The sequence below is a fragment of the Thauera sp. SWB20 genome (assembly GCF_000831325.1).
GTDB lineage: Bacteria > Pseudomonadota > Gammaproteobacteria > Burkholderiales > Rhodocyclaceae > Thauera > Thauera aminoaromatica.
Map to the genome: position 1 here is coordinate 168328 of NZ_JTDM01000019.1, position 19707 is coordinate 188034.

A 19707-nucleotide genomic window follows, 5' to 3' on the forward strand; every position below is an offset into this window, starting at 1 on the left:
CGCGTGCAGGACCCGCCCGCCGACACTGGGCTATAGTGTGGGCGGGCTTTTTCATCCGGAAGGGCAATGCAGATCGTTCTAATCAGCGGCTTGTCGGGTTCGGGCAAGAGCATCGCGCTCAACGTGCTCGAGGATGCCGGCTACTACGTGGTCGACAACCTGCCGGCGGTGCTCCTGCCACAGCTGGCGGCGCACCTGCACGGTGCGGGCTGGCGGCGGGTGGCGGTTGCGGTGGACATGCGCTCGGGCGCGAGCATCGCGGCCCTGCCGCAGCAGGTCGAGGTCTTGCGCTCGACGGTGCGCGACCTGCGCTTCATCTTCCTCGAGGCGCGCGACGACGCGCTGATCGCGCGCTTCTCCGAGACGCGCCGGCGCCATCCGATGGCGGTGGACGGCTACACGCTCGAAGAAGCGATCCAGCGCGAACGCGACGCGCTCGCCAGCGTGGCCGAGCTCGGTCACCGCATCGACACCAGCGACCTGCACCCGAACACGCTGCGCGCGTGGGTGAAGGACTTCATCCAGATGGCACCGGCCGAGGGCATGACGCTGATGTTCGAGTCCTTCGGCTTCAAGTACGGCATCCCGCTCGATGCCGACCTCGTCTTCGATGTGCGCTGCCTGCCCAATCCGCACTACGACCCGCGCCTGCGTCCGCTCACCGGGCGCGACCAGCCGGTCATCGACTTCCTCCAGGGCGTGCCCGAGGTCGGGCGGATGTCGCAGGACATCCACGATTTCGTCGCCAACTGGCTGCCCGCCTACGTGCGCGACAACCGCAGCTACCTGACCGTGGCGATCGGCTGTACCGGCGGCCAGCATCGCTCGGTGTACATCGCCGAGTGGCTGGCCGAGCGTTTCCGCGGCCAGGTCGAGGTCATCGTGCGCCACCGCTCGACGGCGCGCCGGGCGGCGGACCGCGCTGCCGGCATCGTGGATGCGGCCGGAGACGGGAACGGGCGGTGAGGCTGGAGCTTGCGGACTGGCGCGGGCTGCTGCGGCCCGGCGATGTCCTGGTGGCGATCGGCGGGCTGCTCGTGTGCGGCTATGCGCTGCTCGCGCTGTGGCAAGGCGGTGCGCCGGACGGCGCGGTGGTTCGTGCCGGCGGCAAGGTGGTGGCGCGGGTGGACCTGGCAGCCGAGCGCACGATCGAGGTGCCCGGCCCGCTTGGCGTCACGGTGATCGAGATCCGGCCCGGGCGCGCGCGTGTCGCTTCCGATCCCGGGCCGCGCCAGTATTGCGTGCGTCAGGGCTGGCTCACCCAGGCCGGCGCGGTGGCGATCTGCGCGCCCAACGAGGTGAGCCTGAGCCTCACCGGGCGGGCTGCGGATTATGACTCCCTCAACTATTGAACTGACTCCCACCGCCGAGGACCGCCGCATCGCCCGCCATGCGGCGGCGGCGATCGTGCTGACCGTGGCCGAGGCGGCGATCCCGCTGCCGCTGCCCGGGGTCAAGCCGGGGCTGGCCAACATCGTGACCCTGGTGGTGCTGGCACGCTGGGGCTGGCGCGAGGCGGTGTGGGTGTCGCTGCTGCGCGTGCTCGCCGGCAGCCTGCTGCTCGGCCAGTTCCTCGCCCCCGGCTTCTTCCTGAGCCTTTCGGGCGCGCTCGCCAGCCTGGTGTCGCTCGGTCTGGCGGTGCGCCTGCCGGCACGCTGGTTCGGCCCGGTGAGCCACAGCATCCTTGCGGCATTCGCCCACATCGGCGCACAGCTGGTGGTCGCGCGCCTGTGGCTGGTGCCGCACGACGGGGTGTTCTACCTCACCCCGGTGTTCGCGCTCGCGGCGGTGGTGTTCGGCCTGATCAACGGGCTGATCGCCGCGCGCCTGCTGCGCGAGCTGCAGGCTGCGCAGCGGCCCGCGGGCGATCCGATGGAACGCTGACCCGCTCCTGCCGTCCAACCAGCCGATGCCGGCAAGGCAGCGCCGGCGCAGCGGAGGGTGGTGGCATGCACGGACGGTGGTGGAGGTGGCTTGGCACGGTGCTCGCGGTCGTCAGCGGCCTGGTGTTCGGCTGGGTCGCGGGCTCCGGCCTGGTGCATGCGGCACCCGTCGGGATGTCGCATGCCGTGCGGTACCCGCCGGCGCAGTGTGCGGCGGCGAGTGCTCAGCCGAGCGCCGCGCCAAGGTGCGCGAGCGCGCGCTTCCAGCCGTCCTCGGCCTCGGCCTTGCGGTAGCTCGGCCGGTAGTCGGCGTGGAAGGCGTGGGGTGCGTCGGGATAGACGTGGATGGTGCTGCGGCCGCCCGCAGCGGAGAGCGCCGCCTGCATCTTCTCCACGTCGGCGAGCGGGATGCCCTGGTCCTGGCCGCCGTAGAGCCCCAGCACCGGCGCGTGCAGCCTGCCGACGATGTCGAGCGGGTGCTGCGGGGTGAACTCCGAAACGGCGCCGCTCAGGCGTCCGTACCACGCCACGCCGGCTTTTACCGATGGCTTGTGCGCGGCGTACAGCCAGGTGATGCGCCCGCCCCAGCAGAAGCCGGTGATCGCGAGGCGGGCGGGGTCGCCGCCCTGGCTCGCCGACCATGCGGCGCAGGCGTCGAGGTCGCCCATGACCTGGGCGTCGGGCACCTTGGCGACGATGTTCTGCAGGATCGCGGGGATGTCGGGCTGGGTGGTGGGATCGCCTTGGCGGAAGAAGAGTTCAGGCGCGATCGCGAGGTAGCCCGCGTGTGCGAGGCGGCGGCAGACGTCGCGGATGTGTTCGTGGACGCCGAAGATCTCCTGCACCACGAGCACGACCGGCAACCTGTCGCCTGCGGCGGGCCGCGCGTAGTAGAGCGGCAACTCGCCGCCCTCGACGGCGATGGCGGCCGTGCCCGTGGCGAGGCCGGTGCCGCTCGTGCTGATCACGGTGCTGGCATGGACAGGCTGCACGGCGAGCGCGAAGCCGGTGGCGGCGATGCCTGCGAGAAAGCCGCGGCGGTCGAGGCGGGCGGCGGGGAGCAGGCTGTCGAACTGGCCGCGCTCGTCTTCGGTGGCGTGTTGCGCACGGCTGGGGGTGGCTTGCATCGTGGCGGTCTCCTCTGGGGGGTAGTGGTCATGCCCCGGAGAGACAGCGCCTTGTGCCTGGTCGTTCCGCGCGTGGAGCGGGAAAGGGGGCGCGTAAACGACGCGCGGCCCCCGAGGGGCCGCGTGGGGCTCGAGGGCGCCGCGATGCCGCCTCGAGGACTCAGCGCCGGCGCGGCGGGGGCGCTGCGGCGGCACCGGCCGGACGACCGGGCAGGTGGCGGAAGGTGATCCGGCCTTTGCTGAGATCGTAGGGCGACATCTCCAGCGACACGTTGTCGCCGGCGATGATGCGGATGTGGTGCTTGCGCATCTTGCCGCCCGAGTAGGCGATCAGGTTGTGACCGTTGTCCAGCGTCACGCGGTAGCGGCCGTCGGGCAGCACCTCGGTGACGGAACCGTGCATTTCGATGAGTTCTTCCTTGGCCATGTCGGGGCTCCTGTAGGGGTTCCGGTGCCCGCTCGTGTGCGGGATCGGAGAGGCGCGTTCCGCCGTGCACGGGCCTCGGAAGGGCCGACCGCCACGTTCTTGTGCGGCAGCGACCAAAAAAAAGACGGCACCAGATCGGCGGGCCGGCTGGAATGTTGCGATTGCGCATCCAGGCAAGAAGCCGGAGGCGTGCAGCGAAGGCGAGATCGAAGAGCGTACGCGGGGCGCTCGGGATCGCTGCGGGATGACGATGACGCGCTGCGTCACGCACGGTCGCGCCGGATTGAATGCGTACATTCCAAACCGGCCAAGAATCCAAATAGAACTATACCAGATCAGGCCTTGTCGGTCCATGGCTTCGTATTGCGTCGCAGCAAGCCATCGAGCCGGTTCGTGCAGCTGCGCGCATCGGCTGCGGAGAAGGTGCTCGGGCTGCCGGTGCCGCGCAACGTGCCCATGAAGTTGCGCAGGTCGAACAGCTCGCGGACGTTCTTGCGGCCCTCGAGCTCGCCGGCGCGGAACAGGGGTGTCCTTGACGAACACCAGGCAGGCGTCGGCATCGCCCCGGATGCGCAGGGAGGGGCTCCTGCGGGACTGACGCAAAAAGAAAATGCCCGGACCGAAGTCCGGGCATTTTCCGTGAAACTTGGTAGGCCGTGCGGGATTCGAACCTGCGACCAACGGATTAAAAGTCCGAGGGAAATCACGTTTTATCACGTTGAGTGGCATGCGTGAGACCGTGTAAAATCATTGAAAAATAAGAGGAAAGATGTTTTTCAGCATTGCTTGATGTTGATCGGTATTGGTAGAATTTGGCTACATGGTGGCTACATGGAAGCGCCGTGTAGCCAAACTAGCCGGAGCTGACAGCATGCAACGCGAGCGCCTGACCCCTGACCGCATCCGCCGCTTCACCTGCGCCGATGGTGCCGTGCAGTCCTTCCTGTGGGACACCGAAGCGCCCCGGCTTGCCGTACGTGCTACGCCGGGCAGCACGACGCGGGATGACAGCAAGGGGAAGGCGTACATCTTCGAGAGCAAGCTAAACCGCCGCACCCTGCGCATCACCATCGGGGACGTGCGAGCCTGGAACCTCGACGCCGCACGCAGCGAAGCCCGCCGCCTGCAAACGCTTGTCGACCAGGGCACCGACCCGCGCGAGGAAAAGGCCGCAAAGCTGGCAGAGGCCGAAGCCCGACGCGAGGAAGCCCGCCGCACGGAAGCGCCCGCCCTGGAAGCCTGGAATGCCTACATCGAGGCCCGCCGGCCGAAGTGGGGAGCCCGGAGCTATCAGGACCATTTGAACCTGAGCAAGGAGGGTGGCGAGACCATCACCCGAGGCCGCAGGACGACCGAGGACGGCAAGACCCAGCCGGGAACCCTGCGCGCCTTGCTGGCGCTGCCGCTGCGCAAGATTGACGCGCCGACCGTGCGCGCCTTCCTGAAAGACGATGCCGCCAAGCGCCCGACTCAGGCCGCGCTCGCGTTCCGCCTGCTGCGCGCCTTCCTCAACTGGTGCGCCGACCGCCCGGAGTACCAGGGACAGATTCAAGTCGACGCCTGCGCCGGTCGCATCGCCCGCGATGAACTGCCCAAGCGCCAAGCCAAGCAGGACGCACTAGAGCGCGAAATGCTGCGCCCTTGGTTCGAGCAAGTGCGTGCCATTGCCAACCCGGTGCAGGCCGCTTATCTGCAAGTGGCCTTGCTGACTGGCGCACGCCGGGAGGAAGTGGCCGAAATGCGGTGGGAGGACGTGGATTTTCGCTGGAACAAGATCATCATCCGGGACAAGGTGGAAGGCGAGCGCACCATTCCGCTAACGCCCTACGTCGCCGGCCTGCTGCGCGACCTGAAGCGCCGCAACGACACCCCGCCGGCTGAGTGGCGCATCCTTCACGGCAAGCGCATCAAAAACGACCTCGACGCCTGGGAGCCTTCGCCCTGGGTATTCGCCAGCAAGACCGCCGCTTCTGGCTACCTGCAAGAGCCGCGCATTGCCCATAACCGCGCCTTGAGGGATGCCGGCTTGCCGAACATCACGATTCACGGCCTGCGCCGAAGTTTCGGGAGCCTGTCCGAGTGGTGCGAAGTTCCCGCCGGCATCGTGGCGCAAATCCAAGGGCACAAGCCGAGCGCGACCGCTGAGAAGCATTACCGTGTCCGCCCGATTGACCTGCTGCGCCAGTGGCACACGAAGATTGAAGCCTGGATTCTGGATCAGGCCGGCATCGAACTGCCGACCGAGCAGGAGGCCGCCCTCGCGCTGCGCGTGGTGGCCTGACCGAGCAATGCCGCCCCTACCTCGACGGAGGGAAAAGCCGGACACCATCGCCGGCCTGGGGCGGCACCTATCCCGATGGTGCGCACGATGGAGCGCAGATGGAACTCAAGCACGGCACCGTGCGGCTCGACGCCGCCGCCGAATGGCTATCGAAAACCACCGGCAGGACATTCACCGCTGCCGACTTAATCGACGCGCACGACAAGTTGCCCATCTGCGCCCTGATACCCCGGTCGAAGGCGAACCCGAAATACTCAGGCCCCGTGCAGCGCGCTATGTTGGCGAAGGCGGTTGAGGTCGAGATAGATGCTGAGGCAGCGCGCAAAGGCCCCCTTACTCAGAGAGAAATTGCAGAGGCCGCAAAAAGGCGACTCAGCGAAGGCATAGCCACCCGCCTCGAGATAGAAAAGACTATCCATGAGGAAGGGATATATCTGCTGTCGAGGCGAGACCTGCATTTGCTGGCTAGGCATGGGGTGCAAAGATTGAATCGCGGCACGCCCTTTCTGAGTCTCGTCGCTAGCAGAGGCTTTCAGCCCGGTCTCGCAGAAGCTATTGAGTTCGGCGCGCGGGTTGATGTGACTGCCGACATGCTTTGCGTCCTGAAGGGATACCTCGTCAAATTCGCCGAGCAGGTCGCAGCGCAGCAGGTCGAAGCCCCTGCGCCGACGCCTGAGCCGGCGCGAGTGCTGCCGGTCGCCGCGCCGCTGGGCCGGCAGAGGCATCAGGAGTCCGAGATTCTGCGCGTACTGCGCGAGATGGGGTATGACCCAATGCACCTCCCGCCTCGTGCAGCTGGCAAGCCTGGACTAAGGGCGGAAGTCCGCGCCAAGCTGAAGAACATGACGGAACACGTATTCAAGAAGGCGTGGGGCCGACTCCGCAAATACAAAGAAATCAGGGGTGGCGAGTGAGGGGTGTCCCCCAAACTGGGGTATAGGGGGACACTTGCGGGGCATACCGTAGGGGTAAATATCTTTCCTGAATCCGTGTTGTCTTCAGCGCGTACCCGCTCCGCGAGCCCCAGCGCATGATTTTTCTGCTGCCTGACTCCCAATCTCAGCTCACCGCAGCCCCGAGCACCGTCCTTTCACGGCCCGGAGGCCCGGCGAGCCGGGCTTACGGGGGGTGCGCTACGTCATTTTCCTGCTCCCACGCGGCCGTCGCCCTTTCGCCGCAGCGAAATGGCCTCGATTCGGAGAATCCGGCCGTCGGATTTGCATCACGGCGAAGCCACCGCGCACAGTCGCGCCTGCACCGTGGTGAACACCTTCACATGCGCGGCGACGCCGCGTCCGAAGTCCAGCACCAGGCGGCGGGCGTGTTCGACGAACTTCGCCGCACGGTACATCACCTCCTGCAGCACTGTCTTGATGCGTCGGCGCTTGGCCGGGTGACGGATCGGCGAGAGCTCGCCGGTCAGCCCGAGTTGGCCGATCAGGCGCAGGCAGTTGTAGGCGAACGCGGCCAGATGCATGACCGCGTCGTTGGTGTCGAACTTGCCCGAGGGCAGGCGCTCGAGGTCCAGGTCGGTCTTGATCTCGGAGTGGAACTGCTCGTGCGTGCCGTGGTGCTTGTAGAGCTCGATCACGTCGGCCATCGCCACTTCGAGGCTGGTCCACCAGCCTTCGATCTCGATCTCGGGGGTCAGCAGGTGCTGGCCCTTCTTGTCGATCGTGCGCTCGGTCACCCGCACCACCAGACGCAGCGTGCGCTTGGCCTTCTTCCAGGCACGGTCGATCTTCAGGTCCAGCAGCCCCACCCGCTTGCCCGCGCGCACTTCCTCGAAGACGCCGGCGGCCTCGGCCCGGTCCACCCAGGCGGTCTTGTCCTGACGGCGCGGATTCCACTTGGTGAGGTAGTCGAACGAACGCCCCAGCGCTGCCCAGCGATCGCGCTCGTCGGCCAGCGCGAACAGCAGCCGGGCGCTGTCGAAGCCGCTGTCGGCCCGCCACAGCAGCTTCGCATCGGCCGCGCACACCCGGCGCAGGCGCGGGAACGCGCGCTCGAAGAAATACTCGGTCTCCAGCGCCGAGTGGTGCGACCCCGCGCGCAGCTCCAGGCCGAGGTTCCAGCCCTCGTTGCCCAGGTACAGCGCGATCGGCGTGTAGCCATCGACGCCCTGGTAAGTGCGGCTGACCGCCTCCTTCTTGGTGTCGGAGTTGTCCATCACGAAGGTGTCCAGATCGGCGCAGACGTAGCCCTTGTGCGCCGTGATCGGCGCCTCGGTGCGCTCGAGCAGGCGCAGGCTCAGCTCGTCGGTCAGCTCGCGCAGCTCGGCCGCGCGGGCATCGAGCCGTTGGCGCATCCACACGCTGCCGGGCACCTTGGCGAGCCCGAGCGCTTCCTTGAAGAAGCGGTCGCCGCGAAACGGCTCGATCGCCTCGAAGTCGCTTTTGCCCAGGCTCAGCAGCCCCACCACCGACTTGACCAGGTCCGAGCTCCGCATACCCTGCGACACCGGCAGCCTCGGGTCGATCACCGCCTCGACCTGTGCCGCCTGGCAGCACTGCCCGATCAACGCCAGGCCCGAGTAGGACGTCAGATTGAGCTTGGCGGATTGCTTGACTTCGAAGCGCGGCATGGTCGGTTGGGTGAAAGGCTCGGATGCGTAATTATACAATTACATCAATGCGTTAGGCTGGATTTCCGGCTAAGCGAACACGGATTCAGGTCTTTGCGTGTGCTGACGTTGGGCGGCGAGGCATCCCGCCAAGCGCAAACGTCGGTTTCTTGAAAAAGGAACCCGCACAATGCAAAGCCAAACCACCCCGACCGCATGGCGCAATGATGCGCCGATCGTAGCCCGTACCCTTTCGACCGAGCAGGCCGCCGCCGCCCTGCACATCCGACCGCAGACCTTGCGCGCCGCAGTTTGCCGTGACGGGCACTATGCCGGCGTCCGGCCGCACAAGCTGCCTTCCCGCTTTCTCGCGTGGCCTGCCGAGGCCATCGAGCGCCTGCTCAGCGGGGAGGTGGCCTAAATGCGAAGCGCCCGCCCCACCGAAGTGAATGCGAGCGCCTTGGAACCGCGCCGCCATTCTATCGCGCAAGATCTATTTCCGGACACGATTCCGCCACGGCCGCTCCCGATCTTCCCCGAGCCGAACAGCGTCAAGGAATCCGCACTGCTGGCGCTGGTCGATGGCGCCATTCGGCAATCTGGATTCGTCCGGTCGTGGCGACTCGCCGCTTATGTCCGCTTCCTTAAGGATGACGGCTGGGAAATCGTCAGCCGTGAGGTCGCAGAGAACGGCCGCACGGTTGCCGAATACACGCTTGACCTCCAGGACGACGCAACCCGAGAAGCCGCGGCGCGCTATCGCGTGCGCAAAGGGAGTGCGTGATGGCCCGAATCCGAACCATCAAGCCCGAACTTTGGAGTTCCGGGCAGATTGGCGACTGCTGCCTGAGTGCTCGCCTCACCTTCATCGGCCTGCTGAACTTCTGCGACGACAATGGCATCCACTCCGACTCTTCCCGCCGGATCAAGGCCGAGGTGTTCCCGCAGGACCTTGATGTGTCCGCCGACCACGTTGCCGCCTGGGTGGAAGAGTTGTGCCGCGCCGGACTCGTTGCGCGGTACGCGGCCCACGGCGAGCCGTACCTGATCGTCACAGGGTGGGACCGGCACCAGAAGATCGAGCGCCCGACCTACCGGCACCCGGCCCCAGACGGCACCGTCGGCAAAATCACCCCGGAAATTCGACGAGAGATCGCCGAGACATCAGCGAGGGCTCGCCGCTGTGTCGGTGAGTATTCGCCGAAAGATCGTCGAGAAGTCGGCGAAGGCTCGATGAGCCCTCGACCCCGGAATGGAATGGAGTCGAATGGAGATTCCCTAGCCAAGGAGGGGGGGGGTTGTTCACCTACCACCTCTATAGGGGATATAGATGGGTGGGGTGACTTCACGGCCGACCCTGAGCAGGAGGGCGAGTGATGACGACCATCCTTAACCTCCTGGCTCGGGCCGAGATCATTTCTCTCCGCCAGTATCAGCAAGCCCTTGTCGACGCGATCCGCGCCATCCTGCGCTCGGGCAAGCGCCGCGTGCTGGCCTACCTGCCCACGGGCGCGGGCAAGACCAGGGTGGCGACCGCCATCGTGCAGATGACGCTCGCCAAGTCCGCCGGTCGCGTCGTCGTCCTGGCGAACCGGAAGCAACTGGTGCACCAGTTCGCCGCCGCCCTGCGCGCCGCCGGCCTGGACGTGGGCATTGCTCAAGGCGAGAACACCGCCGGCCTGCATCATCGGGTGGTGGTGTGCAGCATCGACACCATCCACGCCCGGAACTACACGTTCGAGGACGTGGCGCTGTTCATCATCGACGAGGCACATGCGGTCGCCGGAAGCGAGAAGTACCGGACCCTGCTGTTCCGCTACAACCGCGTCCCCTGCGTCGGCTTGTCGGCAACACCGTTCGCCAGAGGTCTGGGCAAGAGCTATCCCGAGTTGGCGGGCCGGCCTCTGTTCGAGGAGCTTGTCGTCGGCGCGACGGTACAAGAACTCGTCGACGACGGCTACCTGACGGACATCGAAATCTACTGCCCGAGCAAGCCGGACATGAGCGGCGCGAAAAGCGTGCGCACGGCCGAGGGTGAGATGGACTTCCGGCAGGCCGACATCGACGAAGCTACCGACCGCCCCGAGCTGGTGGGCGACATCGTGTGGCACTTCCTAAAGCTGGGGTCAGGTCGCAAGACGATTGTGTTCGCATCCTCGATTGCGCACTCCAAACACATCGTCGAGCGGCTCCAGGCCGCTGACGTGAAGGCCGAGCACCTGGACTGCTACATGGACGACGACACCCGCGCCGACATTCTCAGGAGATTCGAGCGTGGCGACTTCACGGTGCTCTCCAATGTGGCGCTGCTGTCCGAGGGGTTCGACGTGCCGGACACCGCCTGCATGATTCTGGCGCGCCCCACGAAGTCGCTGACGAGGTTCTTGCAGATGGTGGGTCGCGTCCTGCGCCCTGCGCCGGGCAAGACTCACGCCTTGCTGCTGGACCACTCCGGCAGCGTGGAGCGCATTGGCCATCCGTTCGATGACCTGCCGCTGGAACTGTGCGACGGCAGCCCGAACAAGTCAGGCCGCCAAGAGCGTGAGAAGCCCGAGCCCAAGCCCTGCCCGGGCTGCAAGTTCGTCAAGCCGGCCGGCATCCGCAAGTGTCCGAAATGCAGCTTCGAGCCCGAACGCCAGAACGACATCGAGGTCATCGACGGTGAGCTGGAGCGATTCGACCGCAAGGCCAAGAAGCCCGCAACGCCCGACCGCAAGCAGCACGTCTATTCGCAGTTGCTTCAGGTAGCGCGCAACAAGGGCTATTCCTCCGGCTGGGTATCGCACAAGTACCGCGCGATGTTCGACGTGTGGCCGCGCAACATGCGCGAGGTGCCGGCGACGCCGACCGCTGAACTGCTGTCCTGGCTGAAATCGCAGCAGATTGCATTTGCCAAGGCCCGCGAGAAGCAGCAGGAGGGCCGCAACCATGTCTGAACGTCTGGAGGTTCGCCAGATTGCGCAAGGCCGCTGGCGGTCGATTCTGACGATCCTGGGCATGGACGAGCGCGCGCTATCGGGCAAGCATGGCCCCTGCCCGATGTGCGGCGGCAAAGACCGCTTCCGCTTCGACGACAAGGAAGGCCGAGGCACCTACTTCTGTTCCGGTTGTGGTGCGGGTGACGGTGTGCAGTTGGCAATGGGCATCACCGGCCTGAGCTTCCGGGATGTGGCCGCCGAGGTCGAGCGCATCGCCGGCACGGTCAGGCCGGCCACCACCAGGACCGATCGCACCGACGAGGACAAGCTGAGTGCATTGCGCCGCGTGTTCCGGGAGTCCCGGCCAATCGAACGCGGAGACGAGGCCTGCCGTTACCTGGCTGGGCGCGGTCTGCGCCTGTACGACCTGCCCGAGTCGATTCGATTGCATCCGGGGATGCCATACCGGGACGGCGGCGCGGTGCTGGGTACGTTCCCGACAATGCTCGCCACCGTAACCGATGCAGCCGGTCGCGCATTGTCGATGCACCGGACGTTCATTCAGGACGGCACGAAAGCGCCCGTACCGGCTCCGAAGAAGCTCATGCAGGGGCTACCTCTCTCAGGCGCTGCAATCCGCCTGACGCCCGTTTCTCGATCTTTGGGAATAGCTGAGGGTGTCGAGACTGCGCTCGCGGCGTCCGAACTGTTCGAGGTGCCCACATGGTCCTGCATAAGCACGTCGGGCATCGAAACCTTCGAGCCTCCCGAAGGGGTGGAGCATGTCGTCATCTTTGCCGACCATGACGCCAACTTTGCTGGACAGGCCGCAGCGTATCGAGCCGCACACCGGTTGGCGCTCAAAGGCATCGAGGTTGAGGTGTGCATTCCACCCCGGCCGGGTGACTGGCTGGATGAACTCAACGGACGACCACCACCAGCCCCATGAAACCACCAGATCCGCATCAACCAGACAGATCGACCACCAACAGAGCCACGACCAGTAAAGGAGATACAGCCATGAGCAACGAATCAACCAACGGAGTCGCCAGCATGCTGAGCGGCATCCGCGAGCGAGAAGCCGCGAAGGCGGAGCAGATGAAGATCGCCAGCCAGATCGCGGCGGTTCCCGAATCAACCTTCGCCGACCATCCCGAGGTCAAGCGCCACCGCGAGCGGGTCGCGCTTCTGGAGCGCCGGTTCGAGCTGACAGAGGATCCGTGCCAACGCCGCCGGCTCGCCGAGGCGATTGCGGCGCTGCGCCTCGAGATGGTCGAACGTTCGGCAGATGTGACCAATGCGGCGATCGACGACCTTGCCGACGCCCCCATCACGTTCAGGCGCGCGTTTGCCGCGGCAGAGGAAGTCCGCCGCCCGACCTGCGCAATTACCGCGGCCGAAGCCGCCCTGGCGGCCCTGAACCGGAAACTCAACGGACAGAGCAATCAGCTCGACGAGCTGAGAGCGGCCCGCAGCGAGTTGGATCGCTTGCTGCACCGCCTCAAGCGCGAGCACCTTGGAATGTCCGGGGAGTGAGGTGGTAGCGAATGACCGACACGACCACGAATCCGAAGCGATCGACGGCAGAGATCGTGCTCGAAGCGATTCAGGACTTGCACGCCCGCGAACAGATCGTGACCCGCGAGGTCCTGGCCGAGATGACGGGCCTGAAGCTGACTACCATCGACGACCGGCTGGGCTACCTGCTGGACAACGGCCGCATCCGCAGAGTGCAGCGCGGGGTGTTCGTTCCGATGGAGCAGCACAAGCCCGCGCGTCCCATTTCCCGCACCCTCTGCCCCGATGGCACGACGGTGCTCGAGATCGGCGAGGCGGTGATGATCCTCACCCCGCGCGAGTCGCGCATGCTCGGCGAGGTGATGACCGGCGCCGCTCAGCAGTTCGTCGCAATCGAGATCGGGCACGAGGGGGCGCGGCTCAATGCGGTGCTGTCCGCGCAGGTGAGCGACGTTCGGCGGGAGCTGCGTCAGCTCCAGGAATGCCCGCCAGATGGGCGCGCAGAACCTGTGTGACCTTCAGGGCGTCGATGTCGAATACGCTGGCCGCGACCGTCTCGCGTCCGAGGCAGGGCAAGCGCGACAGCATCCTCGCCGACGCCAAGATCGGCGCCCCTCGTTGCGGTCTGTTCGCGCGAGAGGGGCGAGTTTTGCGAGTCCTTAAAAGGGCGATTGGTGAAATGTACGCGCGCGCGGAGCAGGCGGAGGCGCACCCTGCATTTCTTGAGTCCCTAAAGGGCAAGATCGAAGCTGCGAAAAGGGCGCCGTCAGTTCTTTGTGCAACTGCACAGCCGCCAATCCTGCCGATGCCGCTCACGCATGGGCAGAGCAGTACGAGGCCCGCGAGCTCGCAGTGCAGGTACGCAAGGAGGCGGTACGCAGTGAGGTACGCACCGCTTCCGCACTTGGAGATGTACGCGCGCGCGAGGGAATCTCCGCTATGCGACCAGTACGCGCGCGCGAAGGAAGCAGCACGGGGAAAACAACGATGAACGCAATGCCGACTGATCCGGATCGAGAGCGCCGCCGCCGATGGCGCGAGTATCACGCCGAGCATGATCGCCTCGCAAACGAATGGCGTGAGCGCGGCTATCAGTATCCGCCGCCCGTCTATCCACCGCTGCCGCACGATCTCGTCGGCCTGACCTGTGGCGCACGCACCAGGGCGGGTACGCCGTGCAAGCTGGCCGCGATCTACCGCAACGGTCGATGCAAGCTGCATGGCGGATTGAGCACGGGGCCAACCAGCAACGAAGGACGCGAGCGGTGCCGAGAAGCTGCGCAAAGACGGTGGGCGAAGGTCAAGGCGCATGCCACCCCTTGAGGACTACAGAAAACTTACGTTCGCCCCGTGTCGGCAGCCCCTGCAGATTCGCAGACGGGCAGGAATCACGGCCGCTCGTTTGGGTGAGCGGCTTCACCCTCGATAAGAGCAGAGTCGCCTCGCCGCGCCAAGAACGCCCGCATTGCGTCGGAAACTGGAGTCTCGACCTGAAAGTCACCAAAGCGCTTGCGGAAGGCCTGCCAGCGTTGTCCGAGATGCCCCTGACGGCGATGCAGCGGAGAAATCCATACCCACTGCAGCCCCCATTGGCTTTCACGCCAGCGAAAGGCGCACGCCCCAACGATCGCACCCGCCTCATCGGCTATCAGGTAACCGTGGGCCTGGCGATCATCTTCGCCCTTGGGCGATTGCCACTGAATGAAGTCATATCGGAATTCACGCTTGAACGCATAAGCGCGGTCATACATTTCCCGGTGCTTCCAGGCCGGTGAGAATGAGGTCACCAGCTCGGGATCGGGCTCGGACTGCCGAGCCGCCAACATGCGCGCATGTGGCTGTGGATTCAGATACCGCATCCGCTTTCTGTGCTCTCGGCGATGGAACTCGCTGGACTCAGGATCACCCCGGCGATAGGTGTGTCCGCAATCCGGGCAAACGGTCTCGACGGGCTCGGGGCGACGCTGGAAGCGCGGCGAATGAACCTCAAGGAGCGCGACGTGCCCAGACTCGTCCCCGTGCAGCTCCACTCGATAGCCTTCAGGGGTCTTCCAGGACTGCAAGGGCCGCATGCCGTATTGAGTCCCATGAGGTTTCACTCGACACGGAGGATTTCTTCCCCGAGTCTGCGAGTACCAGAACACTGAGAGCTCAGCGCTTGAAAGCAGAGGGCGCTTTTCCAGTGAGGGGCGCAGTTCGCTTATCAATGGCGCAGGATCGACCTGGAATCCGAGCTCTTCGAGGTGGATCAACAGGAAGGCGACATTGGCTGCTGGCAGCGCCTCATGAAGCATCGCATCTCGTGCCAACCTCCTCGGCCGAAAGGCCACGTCGTCCCAACGAAGCCCGAACATTGCGAGCAAACAGTCGGGATCACCTGCGCCGTAACAGTCCAGGCGCCGATCCATCGCCATGAGCAAATCCTCGATCTCATGCTTCATGGCCCAGCCCTGCGCAGCGATCGATCGAAGAATCCGAGTTGCGGTACTCGAACTCCAAGCCCGGGGCGGCCGTGCATCCCGAAGGGCATGTATCAACTGGTCAAAATGACTCTCCGTAGTCTCGAACGCCATCGATGCCTCGCTTTGCGGATTCTGAGCAATGCTATCGCAGTAGCGCTTGACCCGGGAGAATCCGGAGTGCATGATCCGCCTGCGCTGCAGACAACGGCGCACCGGTTTGGCGACCGGGTAAATCCAGGCGGACAACCGCCGCAGCGCGGTTTTTTTACGTCCGTTGCATGGTGTTGCCCTATGGGCGGGCCGTGTTGGGAGACCGCAAGGTCTGCCGGTCCCTGGATCCGGTTCGCCAACCCGACACGGTTCCGCTCACCCCGTTTGGCGACGGGAGGCGGAGAACGAAACCGCAATCCAGGAGCTCCACCATGCACACCCCCTCACCCGGCACGCGCGCACTCGCGCCGTCCACGCCCGCGATTTCCGCCAGCTTCACCCCCGGCCCCTGGCGCGAACACAGCCATCGGCAGATCGGCCCCGACGCCGGCATCGTCTGCGAAGTCTGGTCTGCCATCGGCTCGGGCGATGCCGCGATCAAGGAGGCTGACGCAAACGTCGACCTGATCGCCGCCGCGCCCGATCTGCACCAGGCGTGCACCTCCGCTGAGCGGCTGCTGACCCGGCAGAAGTTCCGCGCGACCGAGCACACCGACGAAGGGCGCACCCTTCTTGCACTGCGCACTGCCCTGGCGAAGGTGGAAGGGGGTGCATCATGAGACGGCCCGTCTACGAATCCATACACCTACTGATGCAGCGGGCGCACGACCAACTGACGCCCGCCGACTGGTTTCAATTGACCGACCTTGCCGACGCCGCCGCCAGCGAGGCGCTACGGCTGGCCGAGGTGACCGAGCATATCGGCCACATGGTGAGCGATGACGGCGAGAGCGCGACCCGCTCGGGCTTCTTCCAGGACTCGAGAAACGTGCACGCCCTGCTATGCTCGCTGTCGAACTCGCTCGAGAGCATCGGCGCAATGGCCGAGGTCGGCAGCTACGCCGCATCACAACTGATCCCCAGCCAACAGCCCGAGGTGAAACCGTGAGCACCGAACTTGTCGATACCATGGAGCGCGCGGCCGGCGCGCTGGAAGACGTTGGCCAACCGCTGAAGTCCATCCTTGAAACCGAGAGCGTCGACCAGGCGCGCGCCCTGGCGTCGATCGGGGAAGAGCACGCCGCGATGCGGGCGACTTGGCTGCGCGACGTGCTCGCCAGCGAGGAAATGAAGGTGGGACTCAAGGAGAGTGCAGAATGAGCGCGAAGAAGATCCCCGTCACCCCCATTTTCATGGACCTTCCCACCGTCGCCCAGGTCGTCGCCTTGTCCACCGCAACCATCGAGCGCCTGGAGCGCGACGGACAGTTCCCCAAGCGCCGCCAGTTGTCCGGCCAGCGCGTCGGCTGGCTGGTGCGCGAGGTGCAGGAATGGGCCGAGTCGCGGCCGGTGTCGCAGTTGCCGCCGCCGCCGAATACGGGAGCGCCGAAGCCGCGCACCGGCGCATCGGCTTGAGCAATCCGCACCAAGGCGCGCAGCCCGATGAATCCGGAACGAGACCCGCCCGCGTGGCGGGTTTTTCGTTCTCAGGGCCGGATTTGTAATGCGGCCCTCGCCGCCACTTTCCGCTGACCTGTAACTATGCGGTAAGTTTTTGACTTCTAGCGTGGCAGCGGCATACGATGGTTTATATTCATGGAGCATCGCATGCGCAAAATTTCAACGGTCGTGGCGTGCCTGCTTGCCTTTGCTGCGCCAGCTCAAGCGTCTTGGCTGTACTGCAAGCTGAATCCGGCGGATTGCGCGTACATACAGGGAGAGCTAATCCCGTTTGACAAAGCCGAGATCCTCATCGAGGACTGTAGGAGCCTGACATGGGGAGGCATTGGTGCAAGAGCCATGTCCATGAGTATGGATCAGGTTATGAAGATCACGAATGGGGATATCTCTCACCCATTACTTCGAGCTCAACTTGCCTACATGGCCCTGCATGACTCCCCCCTGAAGTTTGACCGCTCCATCGCCATCGAGCGCAGGTATCCACACGTGCGAACGGCGTGCGCGCAGGCTTTTGCAGACTGGAACCGGTAGTGATGACGCCTTCCTTTTCGGCCAGCCGCGTTTTCCGCTGACCTTGCCGAGAGGGCCGTCGAAGCTCCGCAGGAGCCGAGAACGTCCCGCGTACTGACCTACATCCTGCCGGCTACCCGCTGGTCGATTCTGGGGCCGTCTGATGGTAGCCGTGAGCCGGTAGCGTTGAGGCCTGCCCCGCGCCGATACCCCCGCCGACCTTCGCGAGGTCTGGCCGGTCACGATGGCTACACCGCCCGGATTTGGCTACATGGTGGCTACACGAAGCCAGAAAGCAAAACGCCAACCCCGAAGGATTGGCGTAAGTGCTTGAATATTTGGTAGGCCGTGCGGGATTCGAACCTGCGACCAACGGATTAAAAGTCCGCTGCTCTACCAGCTGAGCTAACGACCCAAAAGCGAGGCCGAATGATAATGGCCGATGGAAACGTCGTCAAGCGCCTTGCCGGTTTCGCGGTCCCCCGATGGAGCCGCAGGGTGGCTCGTCGGGGCAGAGCGGCCGGCGGTTTGCCTCTTCAGCCTGCGCGGGTCGGCAGCCAGTACTGGAGCTTCATCGTCGCAACGGCTCCCGCGATGATGGCGGCGGTGGTGATCGCGGCGCCGAGCGCGAGGGTCGACAGGCCCGAGACGCCCTGGCCGAGCGTGCACCCGAGCGCAGTGACGCCGCCGAAGCCCATCAGCAGGCCGCCGGCGATGTGACGCACAAGGTCGGCGGGGTCGCGGAAGCTCTCGATGCGGAAGCTGCGCGTGGCCAGCGCCATCGCCGCCGCGCCGGCGATCACGCCGAGCGCGCTGGCGATGCCGAAGCTCATCTGGCGGTTGGCATCGCTCCACAGCAGCAGCAGCTCGAGGGTGAAGGCCTGCGGGGCGACGAAGCTGAGCGACTCGGCGCGGCCGCTGTTGGTGGCGAGGAAGACCTCCTCGAGGGTGTCGGGGTGCTCGGCGATGTGGCCGAGGTGGCCGGTGACGTACCAGCCGGCCACCACCGCGAGGCCGACGATGGCCCCGCCGAGCAGCACCTCGGGGTGGCGCGCGTCGCGGCTGGCCAGCGCCCAGGCGAGCAGGCCGCCGCCGGCGAGCACGCTGGCGGCGAGCGCGGCCTTGCCTGCCTCCATGCCGGCCGCCGCGAGGAAGGCGGGCAGGGTCTGGCCGTGGGGCAGCTGCAGCGCCACCGGGTCGAGGAACTCGACCCGCCACACGCCGGTGAGCCCGCGCAGCGTCATCGAGGCGCCGATGGCGAGGAAGACGAACACCACGACCGACTTGAGGTTGCCACCGCCGATGCGGATCAGGGTCTTGCCGGCGCAGCCGGATGCGAGCGTCATGCCGACGCCAAAGGTGAGTCCGCCCACGATGTGTGACAGCCAGGGCAGGCGGGCGCCGGTGTAGAGGGTCTTGGCAGGGTCGAAGAGCCCGAGGGCGTGCAGCGCGCCGGTGCCGAGGGTGGCGAGCGCGACCGCGAGCGCCCACATCCGCATCCGCGTCCAGTCGCCGATGTTCACCGCGTCGGAGACCGCGCCCATGGTGCAGAAGCCGGTGCGCTGGCTGGAAGCGCCGAACGCGGCGCCGATCGCGAAGCCGAGCCAGACGATGGTGGAGGCGGAGACGAGGGCGTGGTCCATGGCGCGGCAGGGGTTCAGGCCGAACGCGGCTGGTAGGGCGTCGGGTCGGGCACGCCGGCGGCTTTGAAACCGGCAGCGCGCAGGCGGCAGGCTTCGCAGCGGCCGCAGGCGCGGCCGTCGTCGTCGGCTTGGTAGCAGGTGACGGTGAGGCCGTAGTCCACGCCGAGGGCGGTGCCGCGGCGGATGATGTCGGCCTTGGAGAGCTCGATCAGCGGGGCGTGGATGCGCAGCTGCGCGCCCTCGACGCCGACCTTGGTGGCCAGCCGCGCCATGTGCTCGAAGGCCTCGATGAAGACCGGCCGGCAATCGGGGTAGCCCGAGTAATCGACCGCATTCACGCCGACGAAGATGTCGTTGGCGCCGAGCACCTCGGCCCAGGCGAGTGCGATCGACAGCATGACCGTGTTGCGCGCCGGCACGTAGGTCACCGGGATGCCGGTGTTGTCCTGATCGAGCGGCACCGCGATGCCGGGGTCGGTGAGCGCCGAGCCCCCGAACTGGCCGAGTTCGACGCTGGCGGTGCGGTGCTCGCGCGCGCCGAGCGCTTGCGCCACGCGCTTCGAGGCGGCGAGCTCGGCGGCGTGGCGCTGGCCGTAGGCGACCGACAGCGCGTAGGTCTCGAAGCCCATGTCGCGCGCGATCGCGAGGCAGGTGGCGGAATCGAGGCCGCCGGAGAGCAGCACGACGGCGCGGGGCGGGGTGTGGAGGCTGGTCATTCCGTAGTCATTCTGGATGGCGGGGCGGGGTGGATCTGCTCGCGGCGTC

General features: G+C 66.0%; 25 protein-coding genes and 1 tRNA gene. 18 read left to right on the plus strand and 8 right to left on the minus strand.

The genetic code is table 11. The features are described from left to right. Positions 1-66 precede the first annotated feature (66 nt). Genes rapZ through PO78_RS12615 form a run of 3 tightly spaced genes read left to right on the plus strand, consistent with a single transcriptional unit; the run spans position 67 to position 1884 of the window. Positions 67-966, plus strand: a complete 900-nt coding sequence (rapZ, locus tag PO78_RS12605) for an RNase adapter RapZ (protein ID WP_004307996.1) — start codon at positions 67-69, stop codon at positions 964-966. Further along, on the plus strand, positions 963-1352 hold the full coding sequence (locus PO78_RS12610) for a NusG domain II-containing protein (RefSeq protein WP_004307994.1): 390 nt from the start codon (positions 963-965) through the stop codon (positions 1350-1352). The genes rapZ and PO78_RS12610 overlap by 4 nt, the downstream gene beginning before the upstream one ends. Next, the gene (locus PO78_RS12615) at positions 1333-1884 is read left to right on the plus strand and encodes a Gx transporter family protein (RefSeq protein ID WP_012584631.1); all 552 of its coding nucleotides are present in this window, start codon (positions 1333-1335) and stop codon (positions 1882-1884) included. The genes PO78_RS12610 and PO78_RS12615 overlap by 20 nt, the downstream gene beginning before the upstream one ends. Before the next feature lie 223 nt (positions 1885-2107). Here PO78_RS12615 and PO78_RS12620 read toward each other — a convergent pair whose 3' ends face one another. The 3 genes from PO78_RS12620 to PO78_RS12630 all read right to left on the minus strand — a co-directional run bounded on the left by PO78_RS12620 (position 2108) and on the right by PO78_RS12630 (position 3997). Beyond that, on the minus strand, positions 2108-3010 hold the full coding sequence (locus PO78_RS12620; protein WP_012584632.1) for a dienelactone hydrolase family protein: 903 nt from the start codon (positions 3008-3010) through the stop codon (positions 2108-2110). A 160-nt stretch (positions 3011-3170) separates the two neighbouring features. Continuing rightward, positions 3171-3437, minus strand: a complete 267-nt coding sequence (gene infA / locus PO78_RS12625) for a translation initiation factor IF-1 (RefSeq protein ID WP_002925671.1) — start codon at positions 3435-3437, stop codon at positions 3171-3173. Positions 3438-3772: 335 nt separating this feature from the next. Then, entirely contained in the window at positions 3773-3997 is a 225-nt protein-coding gene (locus PO78_RS12630) for a hypothetical protein (RefSeq protein WP_043744147.1), read from the minus strand. Between the two features lie 311 nt (positions 3998-4308). Between PO78_RS12630 and PO78_RS12635 the strand changes: the two genes are divergently transcribed. Beyond that, positions 4309-5718, plus strand: coding sequence for a tyrosine-type recombinase/integrase (locus PO78_RS12635; protein ID WP_043744150.1), 1410 nt, complete (start codon positions 4309-4311; stop codon positions 5716-5718). A 98-nt stretch (positions 5719-5816) separates the two neighbouring features. After that, positions 5817-6632: a hypothetical protein gene (locus tag PO78_RS12640; protein ID WP_043744154.1), complete on the plus strand. Its 816-nt coding sequence runs from the start codon at positions 5817-5819 to the stop codon at positions 6630-6632. Positions 6633-6940: 308 nt separating this feature from the next. Here the strand turns inward: PO78_RS12640 and PO78_RS12645 are convergent, their stop codons facing one another. Next, entirely contained in the window at positions 6941-8302 is a 1362-nt protein-coding gene (locus tag PO78_RS12645) for an IS1380 family transposase (RefSeq protein ID WP_004357889.1), read from the minus strand. A 169-nt stretch (positions 8303-8471) separates the two neighbouring features. On the opposite strand from PO78_RS12645, the gene PO78_RS12650 reads away from it, so the two are divergent. The 8 genes from PO78_RS12650 (at position 8472) to PO78_RS23195 (ending at position 14040) form a co-directional block, all read left to right on the plus strand. Beyond that, positions 8472-8702 (plus strand): hypothetical protein, encoded by a 231-nt coding sequence (locus PO78_RS12650; protein ID WP_043744157.1) that lies wholly within the window; start codon positions 8472-8474, stop codon positions 8700-8702. Beyond that, positions 8703-9065, plus strand: coding sequence for a hypothetical protein (locus tag PO78_RS12655; RefSeq protein ID WP_043744160.1), 363 nt, complete (start codon positions 8703-8705; stop codon positions 9063-9065). Beyond that, complete coding sequence (locus tag PO78_RS21915; protein WP_052484413.1) at positions 9065-9658, plus strand: hypothetical protein; 594 nt, start codon at positions 9065-9067, stop codon at positions 9656-9658. The genes PO78_RS12655 and PO78_RS21915 overlap by 1 nt, the downstream gene beginning before the upstream one ends. Next, positions 9658-11217 (plus strand): DEAD/DEAH box helicase, encoded by a 1560-nt coding sequence (locus PO78_RS12665; protein WP_052484414.1) that lies wholly within the window; start codon positions 9658-9660, stop codon positions 11215-11217. The genes PO78_RS21915 and PO78_RS12665 overlap by 1 nt, the downstream gene beginning before the upstream one ends. Further along, complete coding sequence (locus PO78_RS12670; protein WP_043744164.1) at positions 11210-12148, plus strand: DUF7146 domain-containing protein; 939 nt, start codon at positions 11210-11212, stop codon at positions 12146-12148. Before PO78_RS12665 ends, PO78_RS12670 begins: the two co-directional genes overlap by 8 nt. Positions 12149-12219: 71 nt before the next feature. Then, the gene (locus PO78_RS12675; protein WP_043744166.1) at positions 12220-12735 is read left to right on the plus strand and encodes a hypothetical protein; all 516 of its coding nucleotides are present in this window, start codon (positions 12220-12222) and stop codon (positions 12733-12735) included. A gap of 11 nt (positions 12736-12746) precedes the next feature. Then, a complete protein-coding gene (locus PO78_RS12680; RefSeq protein ID WP_043744169.1) occupies positions 12747-13232 on the plus strand; it encodes a hypothetical protein in 486 nt (161 codons plus the stop codon). A gap of 472 nt (positions 13233-13704) precedes the next feature. Beyond that, complete coding sequence (locus PO78_RS23195) at positions 13705-14040, plus strand: HGGxSTG domain-containing protein (protein ID WP_197068772.1); 336 nt, start codon at positions 13705-13707, stop codon at positions 14038-14040. Between the two features lie 65 nt (positions 14041-14105). On the opposite strand, the gene PO78_RS21920 is transcribed toward PO78_RS23195, so the two are convergent. Beyond that, positions 14106-15158, minus strand: coding sequence for a hypothetical protein (locus tag PO78_RS21920; protein WP_052484415.1), 1053 nt, complete (start codon positions 15156-15158; stop codon positions 14106-14108). 443 nt (positions 15159-15601) lie between these two features. Here PO78_RS21920 and PO78_RS12690 point away from each other — a divergent pair, with 443 nt between their 5' ends. From PO78_RS12690 to PO78_RS12710, 5 genes are all read left to right on the plus strand, one after another. After that, a complete protein-coding gene (locus PO78_RS12690) occupies positions 15602-15949 on the plus strand; it encodes a hypothetical protein (RefSeq protein WP_043744170.1) in 348 nt (115 codons plus the stop codon). Further along, positions 15946-16278, plus strand: coding sequence for a hypothetical protein (locus tag PO78_RS12695; RefSeq protein WP_043744172.1), 333 nt, complete (start codon positions 15946-15948; stop codon positions 16276-16278). Before PO78_RS12690 ends, PO78_RS12695 begins: the two co-directional genes overlap by 4 nt. Beyond that, positions 16275-16490: a hypothetical protein gene (locus tag PO78_RS12700; RefSeq protein WP_043744176.1), complete on the plus strand. Its 216-nt coding sequence runs from the start codon at positions 16275-16277 to the stop codon at positions 16488-16490. The genes PO78_RS12695 and PO78_RS12700 overlap by 4 nt, the downstream gene beginning before the upstream one ends. Continuing rightward, complete coding sequence (locus tag PO78_RS12705; protein ID WP_052484416.1) at positions 16487-16744, plus strand: helix-turn-helix transcriptional regulator; 258 nt, start codon at positions 16487-16489, stop codon at positions 16742-16744. Before PO78_RS12700 ends, PO78_RS12705 begins: the two co-directional genes overlap by 4 nt. A 192-nt stretch (positions 16745-16936) precedes the next feature. Beyond that, the gene (locus PO78_RS12710) at positions 16937-17320 is read left to right on the plus strand and encodes a hypothetical protein (protein ID WP_043744179.1); all 384 of its coding nucleotides are present in this window, start codon (positions 16937-16939) and stop codon (positions 17318-17320) included. A gap of 318 nt (positions 17321-17638) precedes the next feature. On the opposite strand, the gene PO78_RS12715 is transcribed toward PO78_RS12710, so the two are convergent. The 3 genes from PO78_RS12715 to queC all read right to left on the minus strand — a co-directional run bounded on the left by PO78_RS12715 (position 17639) and on the right by queC (position 19658). Further along, a tRNA-Lys gene (locus tag PO78_RS12715) sits at positions 17639-17714 on the minus strand. A 121-nt stretch (positions 17715-17835) separates the two neighbouring features. Continuing rightward, complete coding sequence (locus PO78_RS12720) at positions 17836-18942, minus strand: YeeE/YedE family protein (RefSeq protein ID WP_043744183.1); 1107 nt, start codon at positions 18940-18942, stop codon at positions 17836-17838. A gap of 14 nt (positions 18943-18956) precedes the next feature. Then, entirely contained in the window at positions 18957-19658 is a 702-nt protein-coding gene (gene queC, locus PO78_RS12725) for a 7-cyano-7-deazaguanine synthase QueC (RefSeq protein ID WP_043744186.1), read from the minus strand. Between the last annotated feature and the right edge of the window lie 49 nt (positions 19659-19707).